The sequence below is a fragment of the Paramicrobacterium chengjingii genome (genome assembly GCF_011751765.2).
GTDB lineage: Bacteria > Actinomycetota > Actinomycetes > Actinomycetales > Microbacteriaceae > Paramicrobacterium > Paramicrobacterium chengjingii.
The window spans coordinates 3,600,116-3,622,515 of record NZ_CP061169.1 but is presented as its reverse complement, the minus strand read 5'-3'; the positions used below and the strand labels follow the sequence as shown (position 1 = coordinate 3,622,515).

Below are 22,400 nucleotides of genomic sequence, written 5' to 3'. Positions count from 1 at the left end.
GCGGCGCGGTGTGTCGCTGCAACCAAGTCTGTGAAAGTTGTGGATAATTCCCCTTTTGGCCTCGTGCAGTTTGACCGCGACAGTGCGACCACGTAGTTTTAATCAGTTGACGCAGCTCGATTGTCGTCGGGCCACAGCTTTCCCGTTGCAAGGCCATGCAGTGGGTGTCCACCAGGAGAAATTATGAGCAAGAGAACGTTCCAGCCGAACAACCGTCGTCGTGCAAAGGTTCATGGGTTCCGTGCGCGCATGCGCACCCGCGCGGGCCGCGCCATTGTGTCGGCTCGCCGCCGCAAGGGCCGTACCGAGCTTTCTGCGTAGCAGACGGCAATACGCCGACAGTGCTCGACAAGGCCCATCGCATCACGAGTGCTGCTGACTACAAGCATGTCGTGCGCCGGGGTCGTCGCAGCGCTGGCGGGAGTACCGTGACCTACACAACGAAGAACCCGAATGGTGGGGAACCACGATTCGGGTTCATTGTTGCGAAAACTGTCGGAAATGCTGTGGCACGCAACAGGGTTCGCCGGCGGTTGAAGGCACTTTCGTATGCTGCCTTGCAGGGTGAATTTGTACCGAGGAAATCACTTTTCGGGTGTGACCTGGTGTTTCGCGCCCTTCCATCCTCGGCAAGCGCATCGTTCAGCGACCTGAGGGACGATGTTGAGCGAGCTGTTTCTCTGGCGGCATCGCGATGATCAGTGACGTGCTTCGGACTGTTCTACTCATTCCTCGCAATCTTGCTGTCGCTGTGCTCCACGTTTATCGACGAATTGTTTCCCCGTTATATGGGGATGTTTGTCGGTACTACCCGTCATGTTCGGCGTACACGCTTCAGGCGATTCAAATTCACGGTGTCGTGATCGGATCGGTAATGGGTGTACGACGAATTCTCCGTTGCCATCCCTGGGCGGCCGGTGGAATCGACGATGTGCCCGCAAAGAAGAACTTCCGTTATGCCGTGACCCCCCACGGGTTCGTGGTCTCCCCTACCGACAGAAAGAACTGATCGCCCCATGGACATCATTGGTACGATCCTCTGGCCGCTTAAATGGGCGGTCGAGCTGATCCTCGTAGCATTCCACTCCTTCTTCTCATTCGTGGGATTGGACCCTGCTGCAGGATTGACCTGGGTGTTCTCGATTGTCGGGCTTGTGCTTGTCGTGCGCGCGCTGCTCATTCCTCTGTTTGTCAAACAGATCAAGAATCAGCGGAGAATGATGGAGGTGGCACCACAGCTCAAGAAGATTCAAGATAAGTACAAGGGCAAGCGTGACCAGATGTCTCGCGAGGCTATGAGCCGCGAGACGATGGCGCTGTACAAGAAGACAGGCACAAACCCGATGGGTTCGTGTCTGCCGTTGCTCGTGCAGATGCCGATTTTCTTTGCTTTGTTCTCCGTCCTTCGTGAAGCCGCGAGCGGAAAGCAAGGTGTGGGTCCTCTCAACCAAGACCTCGCGTCGCTTTTTGGAGATGCGTCGCTGTTCAACGTGGCGCCGTTGCACTCGAGCTTCCAAGATGCGATGAATGCCACTCCCCCGGCTGTCGCCGTCATGGTGATCGCAGCCATCATGGTTGCGCTCATGACCAGCTCACAGTTCTTTACGCAGCTTCAGATCATGTCGAAGAACATTTCAGAAGAGACGAAGGCGTCTCCGATGTTCAAGCAGCAGCGCATTTTGCTGTACTTGCTCCCGTTTGTTTTTCTCTTCTCGGGTTTTGCATTCCCTCTCGGCGTGATGTTCTACTGGCTCGTCTCCAACATCTGGACGATGGCGCAGCAGTTTATTATCATTCGCAACATGCCGATGCCGGGAACAGAGGCTGCTCGCGAGCGCGAAGCCCGCCTCGCTCGCAAGGGCAAGCTGGACAAGTTAGCAAAAGGCGACGACACGATTGTTGTTGAAGAGAAGAAGCCTGCTCAGCGGCAGCAGCCGGTTGGTAAGAATAGAGCGAAGAAGCTTGCCCAGCAGGGCAAGCCCGCGCAGCAGCCGAAGCCGCAGACCGATCCAGACTCAAAGCCGAATGCCCCCGACTCTCAAGGGAAAAAATAGACATGTCCGAGACGATGAACGATATCCAGAGCACTGACACTATCGATCGCGAAGGTGACGCAGCTGCGGATTACATTGAAGAGTTCCTGGACATCTGCGATCTGGGTGGAGACATCGATATTGACGTGCGCAACGAACGAGCGTATGTCTCGGTTTCGGATCCCGACGGAGACCTGTCCCGGTTGGCCAAGCCAGACGTTGTCAATGCCTTACAAGAGCTAACCCGGCTTGCCGTTCAGAGTGAGACCGGAGAGTTCTCGCGGGTGATTCTGGATATTGCTGGCTCCAGGGAAGCGCGGCAGGCTGAATTGGCGAATCTTGTCGACCAGGCCATTTCCCGCATCGAGGGCGGCTCGACCGAGGCCGATCTGCCGCCGATGTCGAGCTACGAACGCAAACTTGTTCATGACATCGTCTCGGAGCGTGGATTTGTTTCCGAGTCTCATGGTGAGGGCCGTGGTCGCCACACCGTGATCACTCGTCGATGAATGTTTCACGTGAAACACTATGACGGACTCCTCCCCTGTGCCTGAGCTTGAAGAAGAGCCGGCTGAAGCGAGCGTTGTCTTCGGAGATCGACTCGACGTTGTACGACGGTTCTCTGGGAACCTCGCGCGTCATGGCGAAGAGCGCGGTCTAATCGGACCGCTGGAGCTGCCTCGGCTCTGGACCCGTCATATTCTCAACAGTGGCGTTGTCGCTCCCCTCTTGAAGCCCGGATATCTCGGCGACGTAGGTTCTGGGGCGGGGCTGCCCGGACTTGTGCTCGGGATTGCCCGCCCTGATGTGCACGTCACGTTGATCGAGCCGATGGAGCGCCGAGTGACGTGGCTTTCCGAGCAAGTGAACGAACTCGAATTGGGTAACGTCGTTGTCGTGCGCGCGCGCGCTGAGGAGGCGGCGCTCGATCGGCCGCTGGATCAGGTCACCGCCCGCGCCGTGAGCGCGCTTCGCAAGCTGCTGAGGCTCACAGCGCCACTCGCGCGCGACGGGGGCGAGCTGCTTCTGATGAAGGGCATCAATGCTCAAGCTGAGATTGATGCGTCACAGAAGGAGCTTCGTAAATTCAAGGTCTCAAACGCTCACGTCGAGATCGTTGGCGCCGGCGTCATCGCTGAACCGACACGCGTCATTCGCGGGGATGTCCGCGCCTAACCTCCGCTTGTGGATATCTCACTAGCGGGATGAGCTGCTTCCGCTCAGTGAAACCCTTCGAATACCCGCGCAATCACGCGGTTCTCTGAGTGGGTTGTGGACTGTGGTGATGGAAGTTATCCACAGGCATTGACGCCCTGTGGAGAAGTGCTTCTTGGTGTTTCACGTGAAACATCGGAAGAGCCAGCGTCGGCAACGTCGTGCGTTGCACAGTGTCCGCGACGCGTTGAGTGTCGTGACGCCGGTCCTTTCAGTACCGTGGATGATGAGCGGAAGCGACTTCCATCATGTATTCAGGGCGGGGCAGTAACTCCACGGCTGATAAGACGCCTCGTATTCCTGTGATCTCGTTTCGCGCGCTCCGCCGGGTGGCCTGGGCGGGCACGAGTTTTGTGAGTTGTGCTTGCGTGCAAGCGAGCGGGGAACGTCGACCGGATAATGCGAAATCGGGCCTCAAATGGTCGGATTTGACGAAAGCTGGTTTCTCGCCGTGACCTGGAGTTTTTATCCCCATTTTTTACAGGAGCAATTCTGCCCATTCCTCAGGAGTGCTGCAGCGACAGTTTCGTGTGTCTTTTCGTCTGAATGGCGCAGTCGTGACCACAATTCTGGCCCGCGGACCGGGTGAGCATGTTTCACGTGAAACATTCGTCGACAGGAGCCGAAAAACTGTCTGCGCACCTTGATGTAGGGCATGCGCGCGGCCCGCTCAACGCGTACAGTTGGTAAGTACGGTTTCGACGGAAGGTTTCACGTGAAACATGGGGATGAAGTGGTGACTGTCGCATGACGGAGGTCTCGTTTGACGCGTCCACTCCCCTCGCTCGTGACCTCGCCGCGCTGACCGAACGCCGGAAGGTCCTGGCGAACGTCAACGTGCAGCGTCCCGAAAGCACGCGAATCTTCACGATCTCGAACCAAAAGGGCGGAGTGGGAAAGACCACGACGACCGTTAATATCGCCGCCGCATTCGCCAAGCATGGGCTCAAAGTCCTCGTGATCGACCTTGACCCTCAAGGGAACGCATCGACCGCGCTCGGTGTAGATCACACGTCAGAGGTTCCCAGCGTCTACGACGTCCTCATCGATGACTTTCCGTTGGAGGACGTCATTCAAAAGAGCCCCGAATTTGACCAGCTCTATTGCGTCCCGTCAACGATCCATCTAGCTGGCGCAGAGATAGAACTGGTTTCTCAGGTTGCGCGCGAACATCGCCTGCGCACCGCACTCGATGACTTCGTCAAGCGAGCACGGGCGAACGATACGTCATGGGACTACATCTTCATCGATTGCCCGCCATCACTCGGGCTTCTGACGATCAACGGCTTTGTTGCGGCAACAGAAGTGCTCATTCCGATTCAGTGCGAGTACTACGCGCTCGAGGGCCTGAGTCAGCTCCTCAACAGCATCCAGCTCATTCAGAAACACCTGAACCCCGTGCTGCATCTCTCCACGATTCTCCTGACGATGTTTGATTCCCGCACGAACCTTGCAAACCAGGTTGCAGAGGACGTTCGTGCGCACTTTCCCAATGAGGTTCTAAGCGCCGTCATTCCTCGCGCCGTGCGAATTTCGGAAGCGCCGAGCTTTGGGCAGTCAGTGATCAGTCATGATCCCAGTGGCATCGGGGCTATCTCATACCTAGAAGCGGCGGCGGAGATCGCCGGTCGGGCATCGAATCAGAAGAAGGAACGCAACTAATGGCAACTCGACGAACAGGCCTGGGCCGCGGTATCGGCGCGCTGATCCCAACACAGTCGGAGGGCGCATCGACGGAGCGCCCCGTGGACGTCTTCTTCCCTGATTCAGCGCGGACCATCGCAGTGGACATCCCCACGCCCGACACCGCCCCCGCGTCAACTCAGTCGGACTTGAGGGCAGTGCCTGGTGCCCAGCTGGTCGCGCTGGACCCGAACGACATCATTCCGAACGCGAACCAGCCGCGACGCAACTTCGATCCGGACGACCTTGCCGAACTGGTCCACAGCATCAGAGAATTCGGTGTGCTGCAGCCGATCGTCGTCAGAACTCATGACGCCGACGCCGGAATCTACGAACTCATCATGGGTGAACGGCGCCTGAGAGCCGCAAAAGAAGCACGGCTCGACAGCATCCCCGCCGTCATAAAAGACACAGCGGACGATGCAATGTTGCGCGACGCGCTGCTGGAGAACCTGCACCGTTCAGAACTGAATCCACTAGAGGAAGCGTCTGCTTACCAGCAGCTCCTTGAGGACTTCGGGATCACGCAGGAGCAGCTCGCTGACCGCATCGGACGCTCCCGCCCCCAGATAACGAACACCATTCGACTGCTTCGGCTGCCGACAGACGTGCAGACGAAGGTGGCGGCAGGCGTGCTCAGTGCGGGTCACGCGCGCACAATCCTCTCGGTCGGCGAACCTGAACTCATGGCGCAGTTGGCAGGTAAGATCATCAATGAAGATCTCTCCGTTCGCGCTGCTGAAGAGGCTGCAAAACGCATGACGGCGAGTAAGCGTCCGAAGGCGAAGCCCGGTACTCGCCGCGGACAGCTTGATTCGGTAGGTGAACGACTGGGAGATCGCCTCAACACACGAGTGAAAGTTACACTCGGTGCAAAGAAAGGCCAGATCGTCGTGGATTTCGCGACAATAGGCGACCTCAACCGCATCCTCGGCGAAATCGGTGAAGACCCATACAGTGGCTAAGCAAAAGCCGGTGCATACGCGCTAGAAACGGGCAGTGACGATCGTCGTCACTGCCCGTTTTCGATGGGAACGCGGAGTGCGCCTCTTAGTCACTGAGCGCCTGTGACACCAGGCCACTGTAGACAGAACTGAGCGTGAGGCCGGCCGCCTCAATCGCCTGCGGAACGAGCGACGTCTCGGTCAGACCTGGCAGCATGTTCGCCTCAAGAAACCACACGGTGCCCTCGGCATCCACAATGACGTCGATGCGAGAAATGTGTCGCAACCCAAGCAACTCGTGAATCGCAACCGCTGTCTCCGATGCACGAGAGGCCACGTGTTCACTGATGCGGGCGGGAGCGTAAAACATCGTCTCGCCCGCGTTGTACCGAGCCTCAAAGCTGTACACACCCGATACGGGCTCAATCTCGACAGCGGGGAGAGCTTGTGGGCCGCTCCCCGAGTCGATCACGGCAATCGCAAGCTCAATGCCATCGATCTTCCGCTCGACAAGAGCCGTGTCTGAGTAGGTGTACGCGTTGACCATGGCGCGAGGCAGAGCACGTGAATCGTCGACGATCGTCACGCCCTGCGCAGAGCCACCCTGGGCGGGTTTGACGACGGCGGGAGTCCCGATGCCAGCGAGTACCTCGCCCAACACTCCCCCGGCCCCGAGTTCTCGGAATGTTTCCTGAGGAAGGGACAGCCACTTCGGTGTCGCGTACCCGGCGCGATCAACGAGCACCTTCGCGGTGGGCTTGAACCACGCGAGACCAGCCGCTTCGGAATGAGAACCTACATACCGGATGTCGCGGGCACGCAGCAGTGCTTGCAGCGCCCCGTCTTCGCCGCTGGCGCCGTGCAATGCTGGCCATACGACATCGGGAGCGTTGTCAGCGATGTCTGCGAACAGCGTTGCGTTGGGCTCGCGCACTGTCACACGATGGCCCGCGCGGCGAAGTTCGTCAGACAGGCGCGCTCCGGAACGAAGGGAGACATCGCGCTCGTGGGAGATGCCGCCAGCGAGAACTGTAATGTCGAGTGCGGAGTTTTCCGTCATGATCAGGTGTTTTCCAATCTCGGTTTCACGACATGTCTGGTGGGGGCGCGTTATACGTTCGCTCTCCGGTGCGTGCAGAAAGCGAGCCCGACCCGCCGAACGTCTGCAGCAGATCAACTTCCCCGTTGATGACATTTGCGAGTCGTCTGATGCCAACGCGGATCTGCTTTGGAGTGGGGTAACAGAACGAGAGGCGCATATTCTGTGCTCCTCCCCCGTCACCATAGAAGGCAGTCCCCGGAGTGTAGGCAACAAGCTCCTTCACAGCGCGAGGGAGCATTGCCTTCGAATCGAGACCCTCGGGAAGCGTCAGCCACACGTAGAATCCACCGGCCGGGTTCGTCCACGCGCAGGTGGGCAGATGCTCTTCGAGTGCCGAGATCATCGTCTGCTTGCGCTCACGATAGACACCGCGGAAGGTTTCGATCTGACCCTTCCAATCGGCACTCGACAAATACTCGGAGATCACGAGCTGACTGAACGATGACGGGCACAGAATCGCCGCTTCATTTGCAAGAATCAGCTTCTCCCGAATTGCATGCGGTGCCAGTGCCCAGCCAACGCGGAAACCTGGAGCGAGGGTCTTGGAGAACGTGCCGAGATAGACGACGCCATCCTCATCGAGCGAGCGCAGTGCCTGCGGGGGCTCCTTGTCGAAGTACAGAAGACCGTACGGGTTGTCCTCGAGCACGAGAATATCGTTCTGCTTGGCGATCTCGAGAATCTCGGCCCGCCTGCTTTCTGCGAGCGTGACTCCTGCGGGATTGTGAAACGTAGGGATCGTATAGAGAAACTTGATGCGCTTGCCCTCGGCTTTGAGCGCTGCGATCCGCTGTCTGAGAGCTTCGGGCTGGAGCCCCTCGGCGTCCATGGGAACATGTGAAACCTCGGCCTGGTAGCTCTTGAAGATCACCATTGCCGTGACGTAGCTCGGACCCTCAGAGATCACCACGTCACCGGGGTCGAGAAACAGCTTGCTGAACAGCTCAAGCGCGTGCTGACTGCCCGTGGTCACGACCACGTCAGAAGCCCTGGCCGAGATGCCCTCAAGGGCCATGACGTCGAGAATCTGCTCTCGTAGAGCAGGCACGCCCTGCCCAGAGCCATATTGCAACGCGGTGGGACCCTGCTCGCGCATCACGCGATCCATTGCACCGGTGACGAGGTCTTCAGGAAGCGCCGAGACGTAAGGCATCCCACCGGCGAGAGAGACGACTTCAGGTCGGGAGGCCACCGCGAACAAGGCCCGAACTTCGCTCGCGGCGAGGCCGGCTGCGCGCGCGGCGTAGCTGGAGTACCAGGGATCGAGGTTGTTTCCGGGTGAACTGGGTCGGCCTTGTTGTGTCACGTGATTCCGTTTCTTCTCTGTGCTCATGGTAGTCGTCGTACGGAACGTCGAGGGACGCGCCCCATGATGGAGTCGTCTGCATTGCCCGTTAAGACAATCGACCCGCCCGGTGAGCCGGACGGGTCGATGAAATCTCGTCGGCTACGACAGGTAGGCGGCGAGGTCGGCTTCGAGAGCAGGCTTCGGTTTCGCTCCGACGATCGACGTCGCAACCTCACCGGCCTTGAATACCTTCATGGCAGGAATCGAGGTGATCTGGTACTTCATCGCCAGGTTGGGGTTCTCATCGACGTTCACCTTGACGATGTCGATCTTCTCGCTGTTCTCCGTGGCTATCTCGTCGAGAATCGGCGAAACCATGCGGCACGGTCCGCACCATTCGGCCCAGAAATCTACGAGAACGGGCTTATCCGACTTCAAGACCTCGGCCTCGAAAGTCTGCTCGGTTACGTTGCGAGCGGTCATGATGACTCCTTTTATTATCGGTATAAATGGATGCCGTCGGTCACCGTCAGGCGACGTGACCGGCGAGTTGGTCGGCCCCGGTGTCTGGTTCACCGGCTTCATCTAAAGCGGCGAGGTAGTGCTCCGCGTCGAGCGCGGCGACGGTTCCGCTACCCGCTGCCGTCGCGGCCTGGCGGTATGTCGGGTCGATGACATCGCCGGCCGCGAACACACCGGGAACGTTCGTCTTCGATGAGCGGCCGTCAACGGCGATCGTGCCATCTGGCGTGAGGTCGAGTTGACCGTGCACGAGGTGGGTGCGGGGGTCGTTACCGATGGCGACGAAGAGTCCCTGAACGTCAAGCTTCGACTCGGTGCCGTCTGTGGTGTTGCGCAGCGTGAGCCCTGTGACAGCATCCTCGCCCGTGATGCCGACAACCTCGTTGTTCCACACGAACTCGATCTTGGGGTTTGTAAAAGCCCGCTCCTGCATGATCTTGGAGGCCCGGAGTGAGTCACGGCGGTGGACGAGGTAGACCTTCTCAGCGAAGCGGGTGAGGAAGGTCGCCTCTTCCATGGCGGAGTCGCCGCCGCCGACGACGGCGATCGTCTTGCCCTTGAAGAAGAAGCCGTCGCATGTGGCGCACCAACTGACGCCGCGGCCCGACAGGCGCTCTTCGTCGCTGATGCCGATCTTGCGGTACGCAGAGCCCGTTGCGATGATCACGGAGCGTGCTTCGTAAGTGTCGCCCAGCATGGTCTTCACCGTCTTCACGGGGCCGTCGAGCTGAATGCTGTCGACGTCGTCGTAGACGACCTTTGTTCCGAATCGCTCGGCTTGAGCCTGCATCTTGGCCATGAGGTCGGGCCCGAGGATGCCCTCGGGAAAGCCAGGGAAGTTCTCGACATCTGTCGTGTTCATGAGTTCTCCGCCAGCCTCGACGGAGCTGGCGATAACGATCGGCTCGAGTTCTGCGCGCGCCGCGTAGATCGCCGCGGTGTATCCGGCGGGGCCGGACCCGATGATGATGACGTTGTGCACCCAAGTCTCCTGACGTTTGGTTCTGTCGAGTAGAACACAGTGTATCCAGCGACTATTCCACTCGGATGGGTGTTGCCTGCGATCATGCTGTCGAGAACCTGGGCAGTCCGGTATGTAACCAGGATGCAGAGTTACCGTGTGCGTCTGGAGCGGATCATCGACCGAGGCGACGGCGCAGTGGGGCGAGAGCGCCCTTGAGGTCTGGGGTGCGCGTGAGAATGAGGATGCCGAAGTAGACGGCGGCCATGGCTGTTCCGACGATGGCCATCGTGGCGATCGCACCGAGAGCTGAGCCGACGGCGAAGCCGCCTTCGGTCGTGGCCCCGAGCAGCCAGGTGATGAGCCAGCCCACGGCCGCGGCGGGGAGCGCTGCCAACACGAACCTGAGAATGGCGAGCAGAACGGGTCGGGCACCGAGCCCGCCGATCTTGCGCCTCAGCAAGAGGTAACCGACGATCAGCTGAACGACGCCGGCGACCGAGATGGATGCTGCGAGCCCAACGCCGATCCATTCGGGCGGGAGCATCGAGCACAACAGGCAGAGTGCGATAAACACCGTGGCCTGCACGACGGTGGAGAGAAACGGCGTGCGGGTGTCTCCGAGGGCGAAGAACGTGCGTTGAACGACAAACAGCAGCGTGAAGGGAAGCAGGTCGCCCATATAGGCGAGAATCACCATTGCCATCTGGCCTGCCTGGCCGAGAGTGCCTGTGAAAAGACTTGAGAAGGGCAATGCGACAACGGCGATAACAGCTCCGGCGAGCACGATGAGCAGCGTGATCTGTCGCGCGGCGCGCGCCACATCCTCCTTCATACGTTCGACTCTCCCCGCGTGCACGTGCTCCGCCATACGCGTGAAGTAGGCTGTCGCCACCGAAACGGCGATCACCGAGTGCGGCAGCATAATGATGAGCCACGACGCCTGAAGCGTCGCCGTTGACGCTCCGTGTCCAGCCGCGAGGAATGCCACGTTCGTCTGAACGAGACCGCCCAACTGCGTGAGAAGAAGCGACGCGAACGTCCAACCGGCGAGCTTACCCGTCGCGCGCAGACCGATTCCTCGCCAACGGAAGTCGGGGCGATATGAAAGACCGATGCGGCGCCAGAAAAGGAAGAGAATCAATGCCTGCGCGACGATCCCGGCGGTCGCCGAACCAGCCAGCAGAAGAATCATGTCGGGAGACCACTCGGTGACAAGACGTGATCCCGCGGCATCCGCCCCGAAAATCATCATAAAGGCGATGAGCCCTGCCATTGCGATGACATTATTGACCGCTGGTGCCCAGGTGAACGGGCCGAAGAGCTTGTGTGCGTTGAGAATCTCGCCGAGCAGTGAGTAGAGTCCGTAAAACAGCACCTGGGGAAGACACCAGTAGGCGAACGCTGTGGCGAGAGCCCGTGCAGCGGGATCGATATCCCCGCTGCTCAGGTACAGGTTGATGATGAATGGAGCCGCGAGTGTGACGACAAGGGTCACGGCGACGAGCAGTACGAGCGCAACGGTCAGCAGCTTGTTAATGTACGCCCGTCCGCGGTCCTCCCCCACGATCGCCCGCACGATCGTGGGTACGAGAATGGCGCTGAGAACTCCTCCGGCGACGATCGAGTAGATCTGATTCGGCAGCGCGTTGGCGACGCCGAACGCGTCGGCGCTCGCGCTGCCGACGCTGCCGATCGCCGCGGCGAGCAGCACGGCCTTGGCGAACCCAAGAATGCGGCTGACAATGGTGCCCGAGGCCAAAAACAGGCTGGCACGGCCAATGTTGTCGCGAGCGCTCGGCTCGGGATCAGCCATCGTTGCGCCCTTCCAGAGTCTCGTCGTCGTGCTCTGCGTCACCGGACTTCGAGGTGTCTGACGTCGTGGCGACAGCCGCCCGCTCGCGGCGGCGACGTAGCACGGTGCGGATCACGCCGAACACGAAGAGCAGACTGACGCCTCCTATGAGGATGATGGTGCCAATGCGCTCCCAGTCGGCGCGCACGGTGACAGGAACAGTCGAACTGTTGGTGAGCGATACACCGTCTTCCGTATACAGGTTGAGCCGCAGGTTCACGTCGCCGTTGCCCAGTCTCGCCGTGACAGGAATGGCGACGGACTGCTGAGTTTGCGCAGGAATCTCAGTGAGCTCGGACGACTCGACGGCGAGTCTCGGATTATCTGGCGCGGCCTTCATCACCACGTGCACGGGAAGATCGAGGCTATTGCGCACAGAGATCTTGATCGAAATCTGGTCAGCGATCATCAAAATCGGGCTCGATTGCACAATGGTCACCGACGTGAGCACATCGTGAGTGCCCTCCTCGAATGATGCAACCTCAGCAGCCCAATCCGTGGAGTCTGAGCGCCAGCCAATGGAGTACGCAGAAAGCTTGGCGGCGTCATGCCGGCCGACGAGGAGGCTAGGGTCCGAAATCGCGGTGGCGAAGGAAGCGATGTCGTCGTCAAACGAGGCGATTTGGCTGAACGCCGACAGCCGTTCGTCGGACTGCGGTTTGTCGACAAGCTTGACGTCTCCCCGATCCGAGGTCTCGAGCGAGCCGAGAGAACCCATCGTGATGCCCGGGGCTGACTCCAGTGTGGACAGCACAGACGACATCCGCTCGGCGTTCGTTGGCCACGTGCGATCAAGCGTGAGCAGGATGCTGCGATTGCTCGCGCCGGATTCGCTTGCGATCACGGCAAGTTTTGCCCCGAGGGCTGCAAGAGCGTCGCTTTGCGCAGTGTCGCTCGCCGCTGTGGCCGCAGCTCTCAGATCGTGAGATGCAGCGGCGTCTGAGATGAACGCCGTCGTGTCGCCGAGTGTGATCTTGGCATCGACAGTCGTGTGAGGCCCGGCCGACGTATTCGATGACGAGATGATCACGGGGCCCAGCTTGGACTGCTCGAAGCCCGCGAGGTCGGCAGCGGTCACTGTGTCGTCGGCAGGCCAGACGGCGGAAGGGAATGCATAGGGAAAGTCGAGAAGTGATTCGAGAGACGGGATTCCGTCGGGGTCCACGGGAGGCGTCGGTGTCGATGTTGGGCCGACGTCGTTGGTGCTCGGCGTCGAGGTGCCCGTCGGCGTCGGTGCTTCGGGCTCCTCATTCTCGGGTGGAGTGAAATTCTTCGGTTCGATGCCGAACATCAGCGACGTTGGTTTCTGCAGCGATTCAGCACCGGCCTGAAGCTGAGCCGTCGGATCGGCATCCGCATACTGCAGAGGGAATATTTCGTTTGGGGAGCTTTCCAAACGGTCAAGCCATTCCACCGCTGAATCGGGGGCGGCCGAACCGAGCACGCGAATGGACGCAATGATGCGCGGGTCTATGCCTAGGGCGACATCGTGACCGATGACGCCGTCTAGCTGTTGGGAGAGCAGTCCGGACGGAGAGGTGTACGCCTCAAGGTCCCCCGCGGTGATAAGGCTGTTTGCCGCCGGGGGCAGTGTTATCGGTACGGCGACGGACACAGTCGCTGGTTGCGGAAGCGTTCCCGCCTCAAAGACAAATGCATCGCGAGACTGCGCGGTTACCGCGCCGGACACATATGTTCCCGCAAAGGCATATGCACCGAATGTCTCAGGTAGTTCGAGGTCTTCGCTTGTCACTGTGACCGGTGTGCTCGTCCACGTGGAGTTGGGGTCGATCGGCGGAATGTCGAGCGTGTCGAGAGTCGTGGATGACTCGGTGTCGGCTGTGGTGGGGTCGAGAAACGCGCTCAGTTCACCGCGGGAGTCGATAGGGCGGTCCCCTGCAGACAAGACGACGTGCCCGGACGAGAGGGAGTCATCCGTGGGGTTGGTGACAGTGATGCTCGCTCTTATCTCGCTGTCGGGCAGCAGAGGGGTGTCGAGCAGTTCAACAGTCAGCACGACGTCGCCCTCGGACTCGGCAGCAGTCGACACGTGGCCACCGGCCGTCGCTGACGGTGTGAGCGCGAGGGACGACAAGCCGACGGCTGCGACAACGGCCGCGCGCGCAAGAGTCGAAGGAAGAGTCATAGTAGTGGTGAGCCTCTCGCGACGGGCGAGGGCTCAGCCGATTCTACGATGCACCAGGCTCACCTTGCCTGAGCGTGTTCGGAGCGCCCTACTCCTCGCCACGACGTGTGGCGGGTTCGGCTGGCGAGATCTGAGCGTGGTCAAGGTCGCCTGCCAGCGTCCAAACAGCCTGCGTGAGTTCGGGATGACGGTGTGCGATCTCGCGGAGAATGCCATACTCAAGGCGGTCCGCCTCGATGCGGAGCCGGGCGGCATCCGGGCGTTGTGTCTTCTCGCCGAGCCGCGCGAGTAGAAATTCTGCGGTCTTTCCCGTGCGATCGAGCTCGTCATCTCGAAGCGCTCGAACAACGAGCTGGTCGACGGTCGGAAGAAACTGAAGAAAGTCCCACGGATCTTGGCCATCACGGGAGCGGTGCTCGATGAGCACATCGAGCTCGAGACGCGCGTCTGCCCGCAAACGGGCGAGAGACTCACTCATTTCGGCTCGCTTTCAATCGGGTCGACGTGCCCTTCCAGGGTACGACCTTCACGGCGAGTGTCTCGTGGGGTGCTTGCCGTTCCGTGTGATTCGGCAACAATGTGTCACGATGGTCTATGGCCACTTCACGATTGAGCGACAGCACACTTGAGCACTTCGCCAATGTTCTGCACCGTCGCAGAGACGAACTTGTGCACCTCATGGCGTCGAACGATGAGGCGCTGGACGAAGTGCGCGAATCCCTCGGTGAGGGCACGAATGACGACGAGCATGATCCCGAAGGCCCGACGATGTCGGATGAGTGGTCGAAACTCACTGGGTTGCAGACCGAGGGCGAGAACGAGCTCAGGGAGCTCGATGCTGCACTTGAGCGCATCAAGAATCACGAGTTTGGCATGTGCGAATCGTGCGGCAACGCCATTGGGCGCCCACGTCTCGAGGCGCGGCCCTACGCGACGCTGTGCATTGACTGCGCACGCAAGGCCGAATCACACGGCTGAACCTGTTGGCCTGATCTGCTGCGGGTGATTTCAGGCAGGTCAGGCTTGGAGCGCGAGAGTAAACGGGAGAACGGAGCTGGCGCCGCCTGCGAGCAGCGTCTGACCCGCGACGGTGAGTGTCCATCTGCTGTCGGAACGGTCGTCGACGAGCAGAATCGGTGAGCCCGCGTGCTCATCGAGGCCGCGCGCCACATCCGGGCCGATGCGAAATCGTCCCCAGACCGATGCGAGTCGAAAAACGCTGTTCATGCTGCGCGACGCCGGAGTCGTCGTTTCGGCCTCAAGCGCACCGAGGTAGGGAATTCTCCCAATCGACGACAGCCCGGCCGCAAGAGAGCCGACGAGCTCTGGGCGGCTCTGCGAGGGCACGGAGACGACAGCGCCCGGGCGTTCGTTCCACGTCCAGTCGGCAAGTACGCGCACGCAGGCGTCGAGAAGCGCCCCATCGACAACACCATCGGCAGCGTTCGGAGCGAAGATCTCGCGCAGTCGCCCGCCCCAGCCGAGGTCGGTGAGACGGGCAAGTGCACGGCCGGGTTCGAGACGGTGTTCTGCAGAAATGCGCCCTTTGACCGGAAGGCCCACTTGCGCGGAACCCGTCGGCCACTGGGCTCGGGGCTCGATCACGACGCCGACGCGCGCGAGGCTCTTCGACGCGGCGTCTCGTGATGGCGCATCGGCGTCGACCGGGTACCACGCGCCTGCGCAGACATCGCAGCGTCCGCAGGCGAGAGCTGTGTCATCGTCAAGTTGACGTTGCAGAAACGCCATGCGGCACTCGCTGCCCGCTTCATATTCGATCATGGCGTTCTGCTCGGCAACGCGTTCGGCCGAGATGCGCTCGTAGCGCTCCCGGTCGTATTGCCACGACTGACCCGTCGCGAGCCAGCCACCTTGAACACGTTGCACCGCTCCGTCGACGTCGAGCACCTTCAGTAACAGCTCGAGTGCGTTGCGCTTGAGATCGACTCGAGACTCGATGGCCGGCGTCGACAACGGGCGATCCGACTCGCCGAGAACGGAGAGGACGGCCGTTGCAGAGTGCTCGTCGGGCATGGACGCTGTCGCAAAATAGCGCCAGATCGCGCGATCTTCCTCCCCGGGCAGAAGCAGCACATCGGCGTGCTGAGTTGCCCGGCCCGCGCGACCCACCTGCTGGTAATACGCGACGGGCGAAGACGGTGCACCGAGGTGAACGACGAAGCCGAGGTCGGGCTTGTCGAAACCCATGCCGAGGGCACTGGTGGCAACGAGAGCCTTTACCCCGTTTCCCTTGAGAGCCGCTTCGGCCCGCTCGCGTTCGGCTGGATCGGTGCGACCGGTGTAGGCGAGCACGTTGTGTCCCGCCTCCCTGAGCAGCTGCGCGGTGTCTTCAGCGGCCGAGACGGTCAGCGCATAGATGATGCCGCTGCCGGAGAGCTCGCCGAGGTGGCTGAGCAGCCACGCGAGTCGCGCTGCGTTGTCGGGTAGCTGAAGAACGCCAAGGCGCAGCGATCGGCGTGCGAGCGGGCCTCTGATCGTCGTGACCGGCTTTCCCCCAGCGCTCAGTTGCTCTTCGACGTCAATGACGACGCGCTTGTTTGCCGTGGCCGTCGTGGCGAGTACGGGAACATTCGCCGGCATGCGGGCGACCAGATCGCGCAGCCTGCGGTAGTCGGGGCGGAAGTCATGGCCCCAATCTGAGATGCAGTGCGCCTCGTCGACCACCAGCAACCCCGTGCGACCGACAAGTTGCGGCAGCTGCTCATCGCGAAACGACGGGTTGTTCAGTCGTTCCGGTGACACGAGCAGCACGTCAATCTCGTCACGTTCGAGTGCGACGAGTACGTCGCCCCACTCGTGTGCGTTTGCGGAACTGATGGATGCCGCGCGCACTCCGGCGCGAGCGGCAGCGGCGATCTGGTCGCGCATGAGTGCGAGAAGCGGAGAGACGAGCAGCGTCGGACCTGCGCCGGCGCGTCGCAAAAGCAGCGTTGCGACGAAGTACACGGCAGATTTGCCCCACCCCGTGCGTTGCACAACGAGCGTGCGTTCGCGGTCGTCGACGAGCGCCGAGATCGCCTCGAACTGCCCGTCGTGAAAATCAGCGTCATCGCGCCCAACAAGTGCTCGGAGCTTCTCAAGTGCCGCTGTTCGGGTGCTGTCAGTCACTCCCCCAGCCAATCAGATGCAACTGACAACGCGGCCGGGTTTGCGGCAGTTGTGGATCGCGGTCAGGCGGAGCGGAACTGTGGGCGAATGAGGGGAGTGCAAAAGCACGCCTGTGGAGAACTCCGCGCCGTCCACAGATGTGCCCTGTGGGGCGCCTGGCCCTGCGGCATCCGGGCACCATCGTTGCATGACCATCAGTGCAGAGGAAGCCGCTCGCATGCCACTCGTGAGCGACAAGCAGATTGAAGACAGGGTGGCAGATCTCATCGGGCGCGCCATCAAACGCAAATGGTGGATCTTCTTTCTCGACGAGAACGGCGTGCAACTGCCGATGATCGTTCCGGTTGAGGGAGCGCCGCTTGTGCCAGATGAGGCCGCGACACAGCACAGCATCGAGGGTCTGCACGCCATCATGGAGGAGACCGGGGCCGCCGAGGTGATTCTCGTGTCGGAGAGACCAACGGGATCGACGGTCACGCTGCCCGATCGCGTGTGGGCAAGCTCGATGGCGCAGGCGGCACGTGATCGAGGAATCCGAGTGCGAGCGCAGCTGATCAGTCACCGAACCGGCGTTCGCTGGCTCGCGCCCGATGACTACGAGGGCTACCGCGCTGCACCGTAACCTGTGAAGCAGGTTTCCTTTCCGGATGCGGAGAAGAGCTGTGCTGCCGACACAAAGTCCGTGGCGATATCTATCACGGAAGCACCCGCGTCGGCTGAGAGAATGGCTCAGTGACAGAAACGCTCGCACAGCAGTTGAGAATGGACCTGACGGCCGCCGCCTACTCGGTATCGACACTCACGGCCTTGTGGGGTGCCGAGGCCGAGGCTGCCCTGCACCGCAACCAACGCGTTCCCGCTTTGCGCCAACTCGCGCGGCAGCCGGCGACACCCGCAGCCACTCTCGCGCGACTCTTTGTGCTGGGCAGCGACGTGACACGTTCCGATTTTGAGGGGGCCGTGCCGTCACTGGGCATTGCGGGCGCGGAGGAGCTCGAGCTCGTCAGTGCAGCGGGCGACAGCATCCGTCCTCTGAGAGATCTGCGGCCCTATAGTTTCGTCGACGCTGACGGCGCCTGCAGCTGGTGGATCGTGTCGGATCTCGGTGAGCTCGCCCGCCACGGGGCACTCGACGAAGACCACGTGCTCGGCGTGGGCGGAGCCTCGCTCTCGCTCGCGGGGCTTATGGTGCAAACTCCGGTCGACAGCGTTCTCGATCTGGGGACTGGATGCGGCATTCAAGCGCTGCATGCGGCGCGTCATGCCCGGCGGGTCGTCGCGACCGACATCTCGCAGCGCGCTCTGGCGATGGCGCAGCTGAATGCCGACCTGAATGCGGTCACGAACATCGAGTTTCGCCTTGGGAGCCTCTTCGAACCCGTTGCGGGTGAACGATTCGACCAGATCGTCAGCAATCCCCCGTTCGTGATCACACCCCGGCAACCCGGTGTTCCCGCGTACGAATACCGCGACGGCGGTCTTGTCGGCGACGAGATCGTGCGCTCCGTCATTGTGGGCAGCGTCGACCACCTGACCCCGGGGGGCACCGTTCAGATGCTGGCGAACTGGGAGTACCACGTTGGAACTTCTGGGCGTGATCGAGTTGCAGCCTGGCTGCAGGAGGATGCTGCCGGCGCTCTCGATTCGTGGGTGATTGAGCGTGAGGTGCAGTCTCCAGACGAGTACGCCGAAACCTGGATTCGCGACGGCGGAACGCGTGAGGGCACAGAACGCTTTGACGAACTGTATGCCGCATGGCTCGAGGACTTCGAGCAGCGCGGCGTGCGTTCCGTCGGCTTCGGGTACGTCTACCTGCGAAGGCGGCGCGATTCAGCATCCACTTCCTGGAACCGTCATGAACGGTTACTGACCGCGCAGGGAAGCAACGAAACTGGGCTTGGCATGCACATTGCTGCATGCGTCGCTGCGCACGACGCGCAGAGCAACCTCTCAGACGAGGCGTTCGCAGCCACGACTCTCGTCGTCACCGGAGATGTGACATTTGAGCAGCACTACTGGCCGGGAAGCGACGATCCTACGGCAATCATTCTGCGCCAAGGCGGCGGATTCGGTCGCAGCATTCCCATCGACACAGCGCTTGCCGCGCTCATCGGAGCCTGTGACGGCGACCTCGCGATCGCGGCGATCGTCGGCGCACTCTCCCAGTTGCTCGACGTCGACGAATCGGCGCTGCGGAGGCAGCTGCTCCCCCGTGTGCGGGACCTCGTCGACGACGGCATCCTGACTCTTCCCGCTCACTAAGGCCCAGCTGAAAGAGAAGATAGGGCACCTGCCCGATGAGGGGTGCCTACCTTAGCTCGCACTCTTGAGGTATCGAACGAGATATCTGGAGTGGGAATGATGAACGCATCGCCGGAGCTGTACTACGAAATTGAATATCGTCAGCATGAGCGTGCCGTGGAGCACGCGGCCGAGCAGCGGCGCGTTGCTGAGCTCAGTCCCGAGCAGGTCGTGCCGTATGTCTCGATGTTCTCGCGCCTTGTAACCTGGTTGAAAGGTGTCGTTGAGCGTCGCCGCGACGGTCGACAGGCGCGGAGGGCCGCAACGATGACGGGCGTGGATGCCGCTGCCTGACGATCCCGTGATCGATGTCGGTGTGTCGTGGCACGATGGTGACATGGTCACTCCCGTGCATGCCACGATGGTCGGGCGCGATATCGAGTTGCGCACGCTGGCGGCAGCCTTCGAGCGCAGCATCGAGGGCAACCCCCAGGCCGTACTCGTCGCGGGCGAGGCCGGCATCGGCAAGACCCGGCTGCTTCGAGAGTTCCGCGAGCGCGCACGCACCAAGGCGAATGTCGCCGTCGGTCAGTGCATCGACTACGGCGCGACGCCGGTTCCGTACGCGCCGATTATCGGCGTGCTGCGCGAGATCGTCGCCGACATGGGCGCCGAGGCTGCGCGTGACGTCGTCGGGCCGGGGCGCGATGCGCTTTTACTCTTGCTCCCCGAACTCGGTGACGGACCCGTCGATTGGAGCGAGGTCAGCGCCAGCCGACTGCACGATGCCATTGCTGTGCTCCTCGAGGCGTACGCCCGCAAAGCACCACTCGTTGTGATGATCGAAGATCTGCACTGGGCAGACGACTCCACGCTGACCATGCTGCGCTTCCTGATGCGTGCCATCACGAACGCTCGCTTGCTCATCGTTGTGAGCGTTCGCAGCGAAGACGTCGGGCGAGGCACCCCTGCGCATACATTCCTGGCCGAGAGCGAGCGCGCACGGCTGCTGGAGCGCGTCGAACTGACGCGCCTCGATCGCCAGCAGGTTCGCGACCTTGCGGAGTCGCTGCGTGAGCGCGCGCTCGACGACGACGCGCTTGAGCGCGTCTTCGATCGCACCGAGGGCGTTCCATTCTTTGTCGAGGAGCTTTCAAGCTGCACAGACGGTGCGATGCCGGGAACGCTTCGCGACCTTTTGCTCGCACGGTACGACCTGCTTGACGCGACGGCGCAGCGCATCGTGCGCGTGCTCTCTGCATCGAGCGGATGGCTGCCCCACGTGATTCTGCGAGACGTCGTTGATATCGGCGACGAGGCACTTGACGACGCCGTGCGCGCAGGGGTCAACGCGAGCATTCTCGAGGTCGATCGCGACGCCTACTGCTTTCGGCACTCGCTGTTGCGCGAGGCGGCGCACAGCGAACTGCTACCCGGCGAGAGGGGGCGCGTGCATCTCGCATACGCGCGCGCCTTTGAACAGCATCCGGAAATTGACGGTGAGTACGAGCTCGCGTATCACTGGCACGCTGCCGGCGACGCGCCACGTGCGCTGGGGGCTGCAGTTTCTGCGATGTGGAGCGCGAAGACGTCGTACGCGTATGCGACGGCATCCCAACTGGGTGAGCTTGCTCTCGAGCTGTGGGATCGCGTGGAAGGTCCAGAGCAGCTCACCGGGATCTCGCGTGTGAAACTCATGTCGTCGGTCGCTTCGCTGCACCGAAACGCCGGAGTGGGCGAGCGAGCGCTTGCGCTGGTGAACGCGGCGCTCGATGAGGCCGACCGCTCCCCCGTTCCGACCGCTCTCTTTGTGCGGCTCCTGCGTGACAAGGCGCAGTATCTCGCGAACATCGGGCGCCCAGGGGCCGTGGAGCTGTTGATCGATGCGCTTGCGCTTCTGGGCGACATCGATGACGACAACCCTGGCCACGTTCATGACGAGCGGCTTCGCGCATTGCTGTTGAACATGCTGGCCGCGCGGTACATGCTGGCGGGCAAGGCGCACGAGGCCATCGTCACTGCCTCAAGAGCATACGATGTGGCGTCGGCAGCGGGTGACACGGCCGAGCGATCGATCGCGGCAAATCTGCGCGGTATGTCTCGCGCTCAACTGGGCGATGTCACCGAGGCTCTCGCCGACATTGAGCGTGCAAGAGAGGATGCTGTCGACCCGAAGTCGCGCTTGCGCCTCAGCGTCAATTATTCTGATCTGCTCAACTTGCTCGGCCGCTATGACGAAGCCATCGACGTCGCGCGTGCGGGGCACCTGCACGCCATCGAGCTGGGAGTTGAACGCAGCTCTGGGTCGATGCTGCTGCACAATATGATCGATCCCCTGTTTGCTCGCGGTGAGATCGACGAGGCCGAGAGCACTATCGCGCGCACGATGTCGCTCGGCAGCCTCACGGTTCCGCAGAGCTACTCACAGCGCTCACAGGTGCAGGCGCTTCTTTGGCGAGGTGACATAGGTACGGCGAAGCGTCTTGCCGGGCAATGGCTGCCCAGCTTCGATACGATCGCCCGGGTTGAACGACAGGTGTGGTGGGCGGCGAACGATATACGTGTCGAGATCGCCTGCGCTGAAGGCGAGTGGGTTGAAGCCTGGCGCACCGTCTCAGAGGTGCTCGGTACCCCCGAAGGGTCGAGTCACATTCTGCATAGAAGAAACTTTCTGCTGAAAGCATCCACAATCGTTGCTCACCTGCGTGGTTTAGAAGCAGCTGATGATGCGGATGCCGCGGCCGAGACCGTGCGTGCTGCGTGGCGTTCCCTGCCCGACGCCGTTGCGACACAACCTCTCTCGTCTGTCGTCGACGGGCTTCTTGCTGCCCCCCTCGCCTCATCGATCGACGTTCTCCGGGCAGCGGTCGACGCCGCAGACAGCCCGACGGTCCCCGCCCTTGTGCGGCCGCTCGCCCACATGCAATTGGCGCGTGCGCTTGTGGCGTCCGGCGACAGAATTCGCGCAGCCGCCGTGATGGATGACGCGCTGGGGCTCGCACAGACGCTAGCGCACACGGCAACGCTGGCAGAGGTGACGGTGTACGCGGACGCTGCCGGGCTGCATGGCCCCGCGGCATCCGATGCTTCTGATCTCCTCACAGCACGTGAGCAGCAGGTGTTGGCTCTCGTCGCCGAGGGCCTCAGCAATAGGCAGATCGGTGAGCGTCTGTTTATCAGCACTAAGACAGCGAGTGTGCACGTGTCGGCGATCCTTCGAAAGCTCGCCGTCTCTACGCGTACGGAGGCAGCGGTGATCGCGCGCCGCGCGGTTCGTTAGC

The 22,400-nt window shown here is 61.5% G+C and carries 21 protein-coding genes; 13 read left to right on the top strand and 8 right to left on the bottom strand.

The window, feature by feature from the left end:
• Window positions 1–183: 183 nt before the first annotated feature.
• The 8 genes from rpmH (at window position 184) to HCR76_RS17435 (ending at window position 5,896) form a co-directional block, all read left to right on the top strand.
• Window positions 184–321 carry a 50S ribosomal protein L34 gene (gene rpmH / locus HCR76_RS17470; RefSeq protein ID WP_098406230.1) on the top strand — a complete coding sequence of 46 codons (138 nt, stop codon included), beginning with the start codon at window positions 184–186 and terminating at the stop codon, window positions 319–321.
• Between the two features lie 20 nt (window positions 322–341).
• The gene (rnpA, locus tag HCR76_RS17465; RefSeq protein WP_166986203.1) at window positions 342–698 is read left to right on the top strand and encodes a ribonuclease P protein component; all 357 of its coding nucleotides are present in this window, start codon (window positions 342–344) and stop codon (window positions 696–698) included.
• A complete protein-coding gene (yidD, locus tag HCR76_RS17460) occupies window positions 695–1,009 on the top strand; it encodes a membrane protein insertion efficiency factor YidD (protein ID WP_166986206.1) in 315 nt (104 codons plus the stop codon). Before rnpA ends, yidD begins: the two co-directional genes overlap by 4 nt.
• A gap of 7 nt (window positions 1,010–1,016) precedes the next feature.
• Window positions 1,017–2,054: a membrane protein insertase YidC gene (gene yidC / locus HCR76_RS17455; protein ID WP_166986208.1), complete on the top strand. Its 1,038-nt coding sequence runs from the start codon at window positions 1,017–1,019 to the stop codon at window positions 2,052–2,054.
• 2 nt (window positions 2,055–2,056) lie between these two features.
• Complete coding sequence (locus HCR76_RS17450; RefSeq protein WP_166986211.1) at window positions 2,057–2,542, top strand: Jag family protein; 486 nt, start codon at window positions 2,057–2,059, stop codon at window positions 2,540–2,542.
• Window positions 2,543–2,579: 37 nt separating this feature from the next.
• The gene (gene rsmG / locus HCR76_RS17445; RefSeq protein ID WP_166988098.1) at window positions 2,580–3,209 is read left to right on the top strand and encodes a 16S rRNA (guanine(527)-N(7))-methyltransferase RsmG; all 630 of its coding nucleotides are present in this window, start codon (window positions 2,580–2,582) and stop codon (window positions 3,207–3,209) included.
• Window positions 3,210–3,995: 786 nt separating this feature from the next.
• A complete protein-coding gene (locus HCR76_RS17440; protein ID WP_166986214.1) occupies window positions 3,996–4,910 on the top strand; it encodes a ParA family protein in 915 nt (304 codons plus the stop codon).
• Entirely contained in the window at window positions 4,910–5,896 is a 987-nt protein-coding gene (locus HCR76_RS17435; protein WP_166986217.1) for a ParB/RepB/Spo0J family partition protein, read from the top strand. The genes HCR76_RS17440 and HCR76_RS17435 overlap by 1 nt, the downstream gene beginning before the upstream one ends.
• 85 nt (window positions 5,897–5,981) lie before the next feature.
• Here the strand turns inward: HCR76_RS17435 and HCR76_RS17430 are convergent, their stop codons facing one another.
• The 7 genes from HCR76_RS17430 to HCR76_RS17400 all read right to left on the bottom strand — a co-directional run bounded on the left by HCR76_RS17430 (window position 5,982) and on the right by HCR76_RS17400 (window position 14,227).
• A complete protein-coding gene (locus HCR76_RS17430; RefSeq protein ID WP_166986219.1) occupies window positions 5,982–6,935 on the bottom strand; it encodes a D-alanine--D-alanine ligase family protein in 954 nt (317 codons plus the stop codon).
• Window positions 6,936–6,960: 25 nt separating this feature from the next.
• Entirely contained in the window at window positions 6,961–8,283 is a 1,323-nt protein-coding gene (locus HCR76_RS17425; protein WP_166986222.1) for an aminotransferase-like domain-containing protein, read from the bottom strand.
• A 141-nt stretch (window positions 8,284–8,424) separates the two neighbouring features.
• A complete protein-coding gene (trxA, locus tag HCR76_RS17420; protein WP_166986225.1) occupies window positions 8,425–8,748 on the bottom strand; it encodes a thioredoxin in 324 nt (107 codons plus the stop codon).
• A 46-nt stretch (window positions 8,749–8,794) separates the two neighbouring features.
• Window positions 8,795–9,769 (bottom strand): thioredoxin-disulfide reductase, encoded by a 975-nt coding sequence (trxB, locus tag HCR76_RS17415; protein ID WP_166986228.1) that lies wholly within the window; start codon window positions 9,767–9,769, stop codon window positions 8,795–8,797.
• 154 nt (window positions 9,770–9,923) lie between these two features.
• Window positions 9,924–11,564 (bottom strand): murein biosynthesis integral membrane protein MurJ, encoded by a 1,641-nt coding sequence (murJ, locus tag HCR76_RS17410; RefSeq protein ID WP_166986231.1) that lies wholly within the window; start codon window positions 11,562–11,564, stop codon window positions 9,924–9,926.
• Window positions 11,557–13,749 carry a DUF6049 family protein gene (locus HCR76_RS17405; RefSeq protein ID WP_166986234.1) on the bottom strand — a complete coding sequence of 731 codons (2,193 nt, stop codon included), beginning with the start codon at window positions 13,747–13,749 and terminating at the stop codon, window positions 11,557–11,559. Before HCR76_RS17405 ends, murJ begins: the two co-directional genes overlap by 8 nt.
• An 88-nt stretch (window positions 13,750–13,837) precedes the next feature.
• A complete protein-coding gene (locus HCR76_RS17400) occupies window positions 13,838–14,227 on the bottom strand; it encodes a hypothetical protein (RefSeq protein WP_166986236.1) in 390 nt (129 codons plus the stop codon).
• 116 nt (window positions 14,228–14,343) lie between these two features.
• Here HCR76_RS17400 and HCR76_RS17395 point away from each other — a divergent pair, with 116 nt between their 5' ends.
• Entirely contained in the window at window positions 14,344–14,727 is a 384-nt protein-coding gene (locus HCR76_RS17395) for a TraR/DksA family transcriptional regulator (protein ID WP_166986239.1), read from the top strand.
• A 39-nt stretch (window positions 14,728–14,766) separates the two neighbouring features.
• On the opposite strand, the gene HCR76_RS17390 is transcribed toward HCR76_RS17395, so the two are convergent.
• A complete protein-coding gene (locus HCR76_RS17390) occupies window positions 14,767–16,878 on the bottom strand; it encodes a RecQ family ATP-dependent DNA helicase (RefSeq protein WP_235934624.1) in 2,112 nt (703 codons plus the stop codon).
• Window positions 16,879–17,065: 187 nt separating this feature from the next.
• On the opposite strand from HCR76_RS17390, the gene HCR76_RS17385 reads away from it, so the two are divergent.
• From HCR76_RS17385 to HCR76_RS17370, 4 genes are all read left to right on the top strand, one after another.
• The gene (locus HCR76_RS17385) at window positions 17,066–17,500 is read left to right on the top strand and encodes a hypothetical protein (protein WP_166986245.1); all 435 of its coding nucleotides are present in this window, start codon (window positions 17,066–17,068) and stop codon (window positions 17,498–17,500) included.
• A gap of 140 nt (window positions 17,501–17,640) precedes the next feature.
• On the top strand, window positions 17,641–19,140 hold the full coding sequence (locus tag HCR76_RS17380) for a DUF7059 domain-containing protein (protein WP_166988100.1): 1,500 nt from the start codon (window positions 17,641–17,643) through the stop codon (window positions 19,138–19,140).
• A gap of 96 nt (window positions 19,141–19,236) precedes the next feature.
• On the top strand, window positions 19,237–19,473 hold the full coding sequence (locus tag HCR76_RS17375; protein WP_166986248.1) for a hypothetical protein: 237 nt from the start codon (window positions 19,237–19,239) through the stop codon (window positions 19,471–19,473).
• Window positions 19,460–22,399 carry a helix-turn-helix transcriptional regulator gene (locus HCR76_RS17370; protein ID WP_166986251.1) on the top strand — a complete coding sequence of 980 codons (2,940 nt, stop codon included), beginning with the start codon at window positions 19,460–19,462 and terminating at the stop codon, window positions 22,397–22,399. The genes HCR76_RS17375 and HCR76_RS17370 overlap by 14 nt, the downstream gene beginning before the upstream one ends.
• Window position 22,400: the final 1 nt, after the last annotated feature.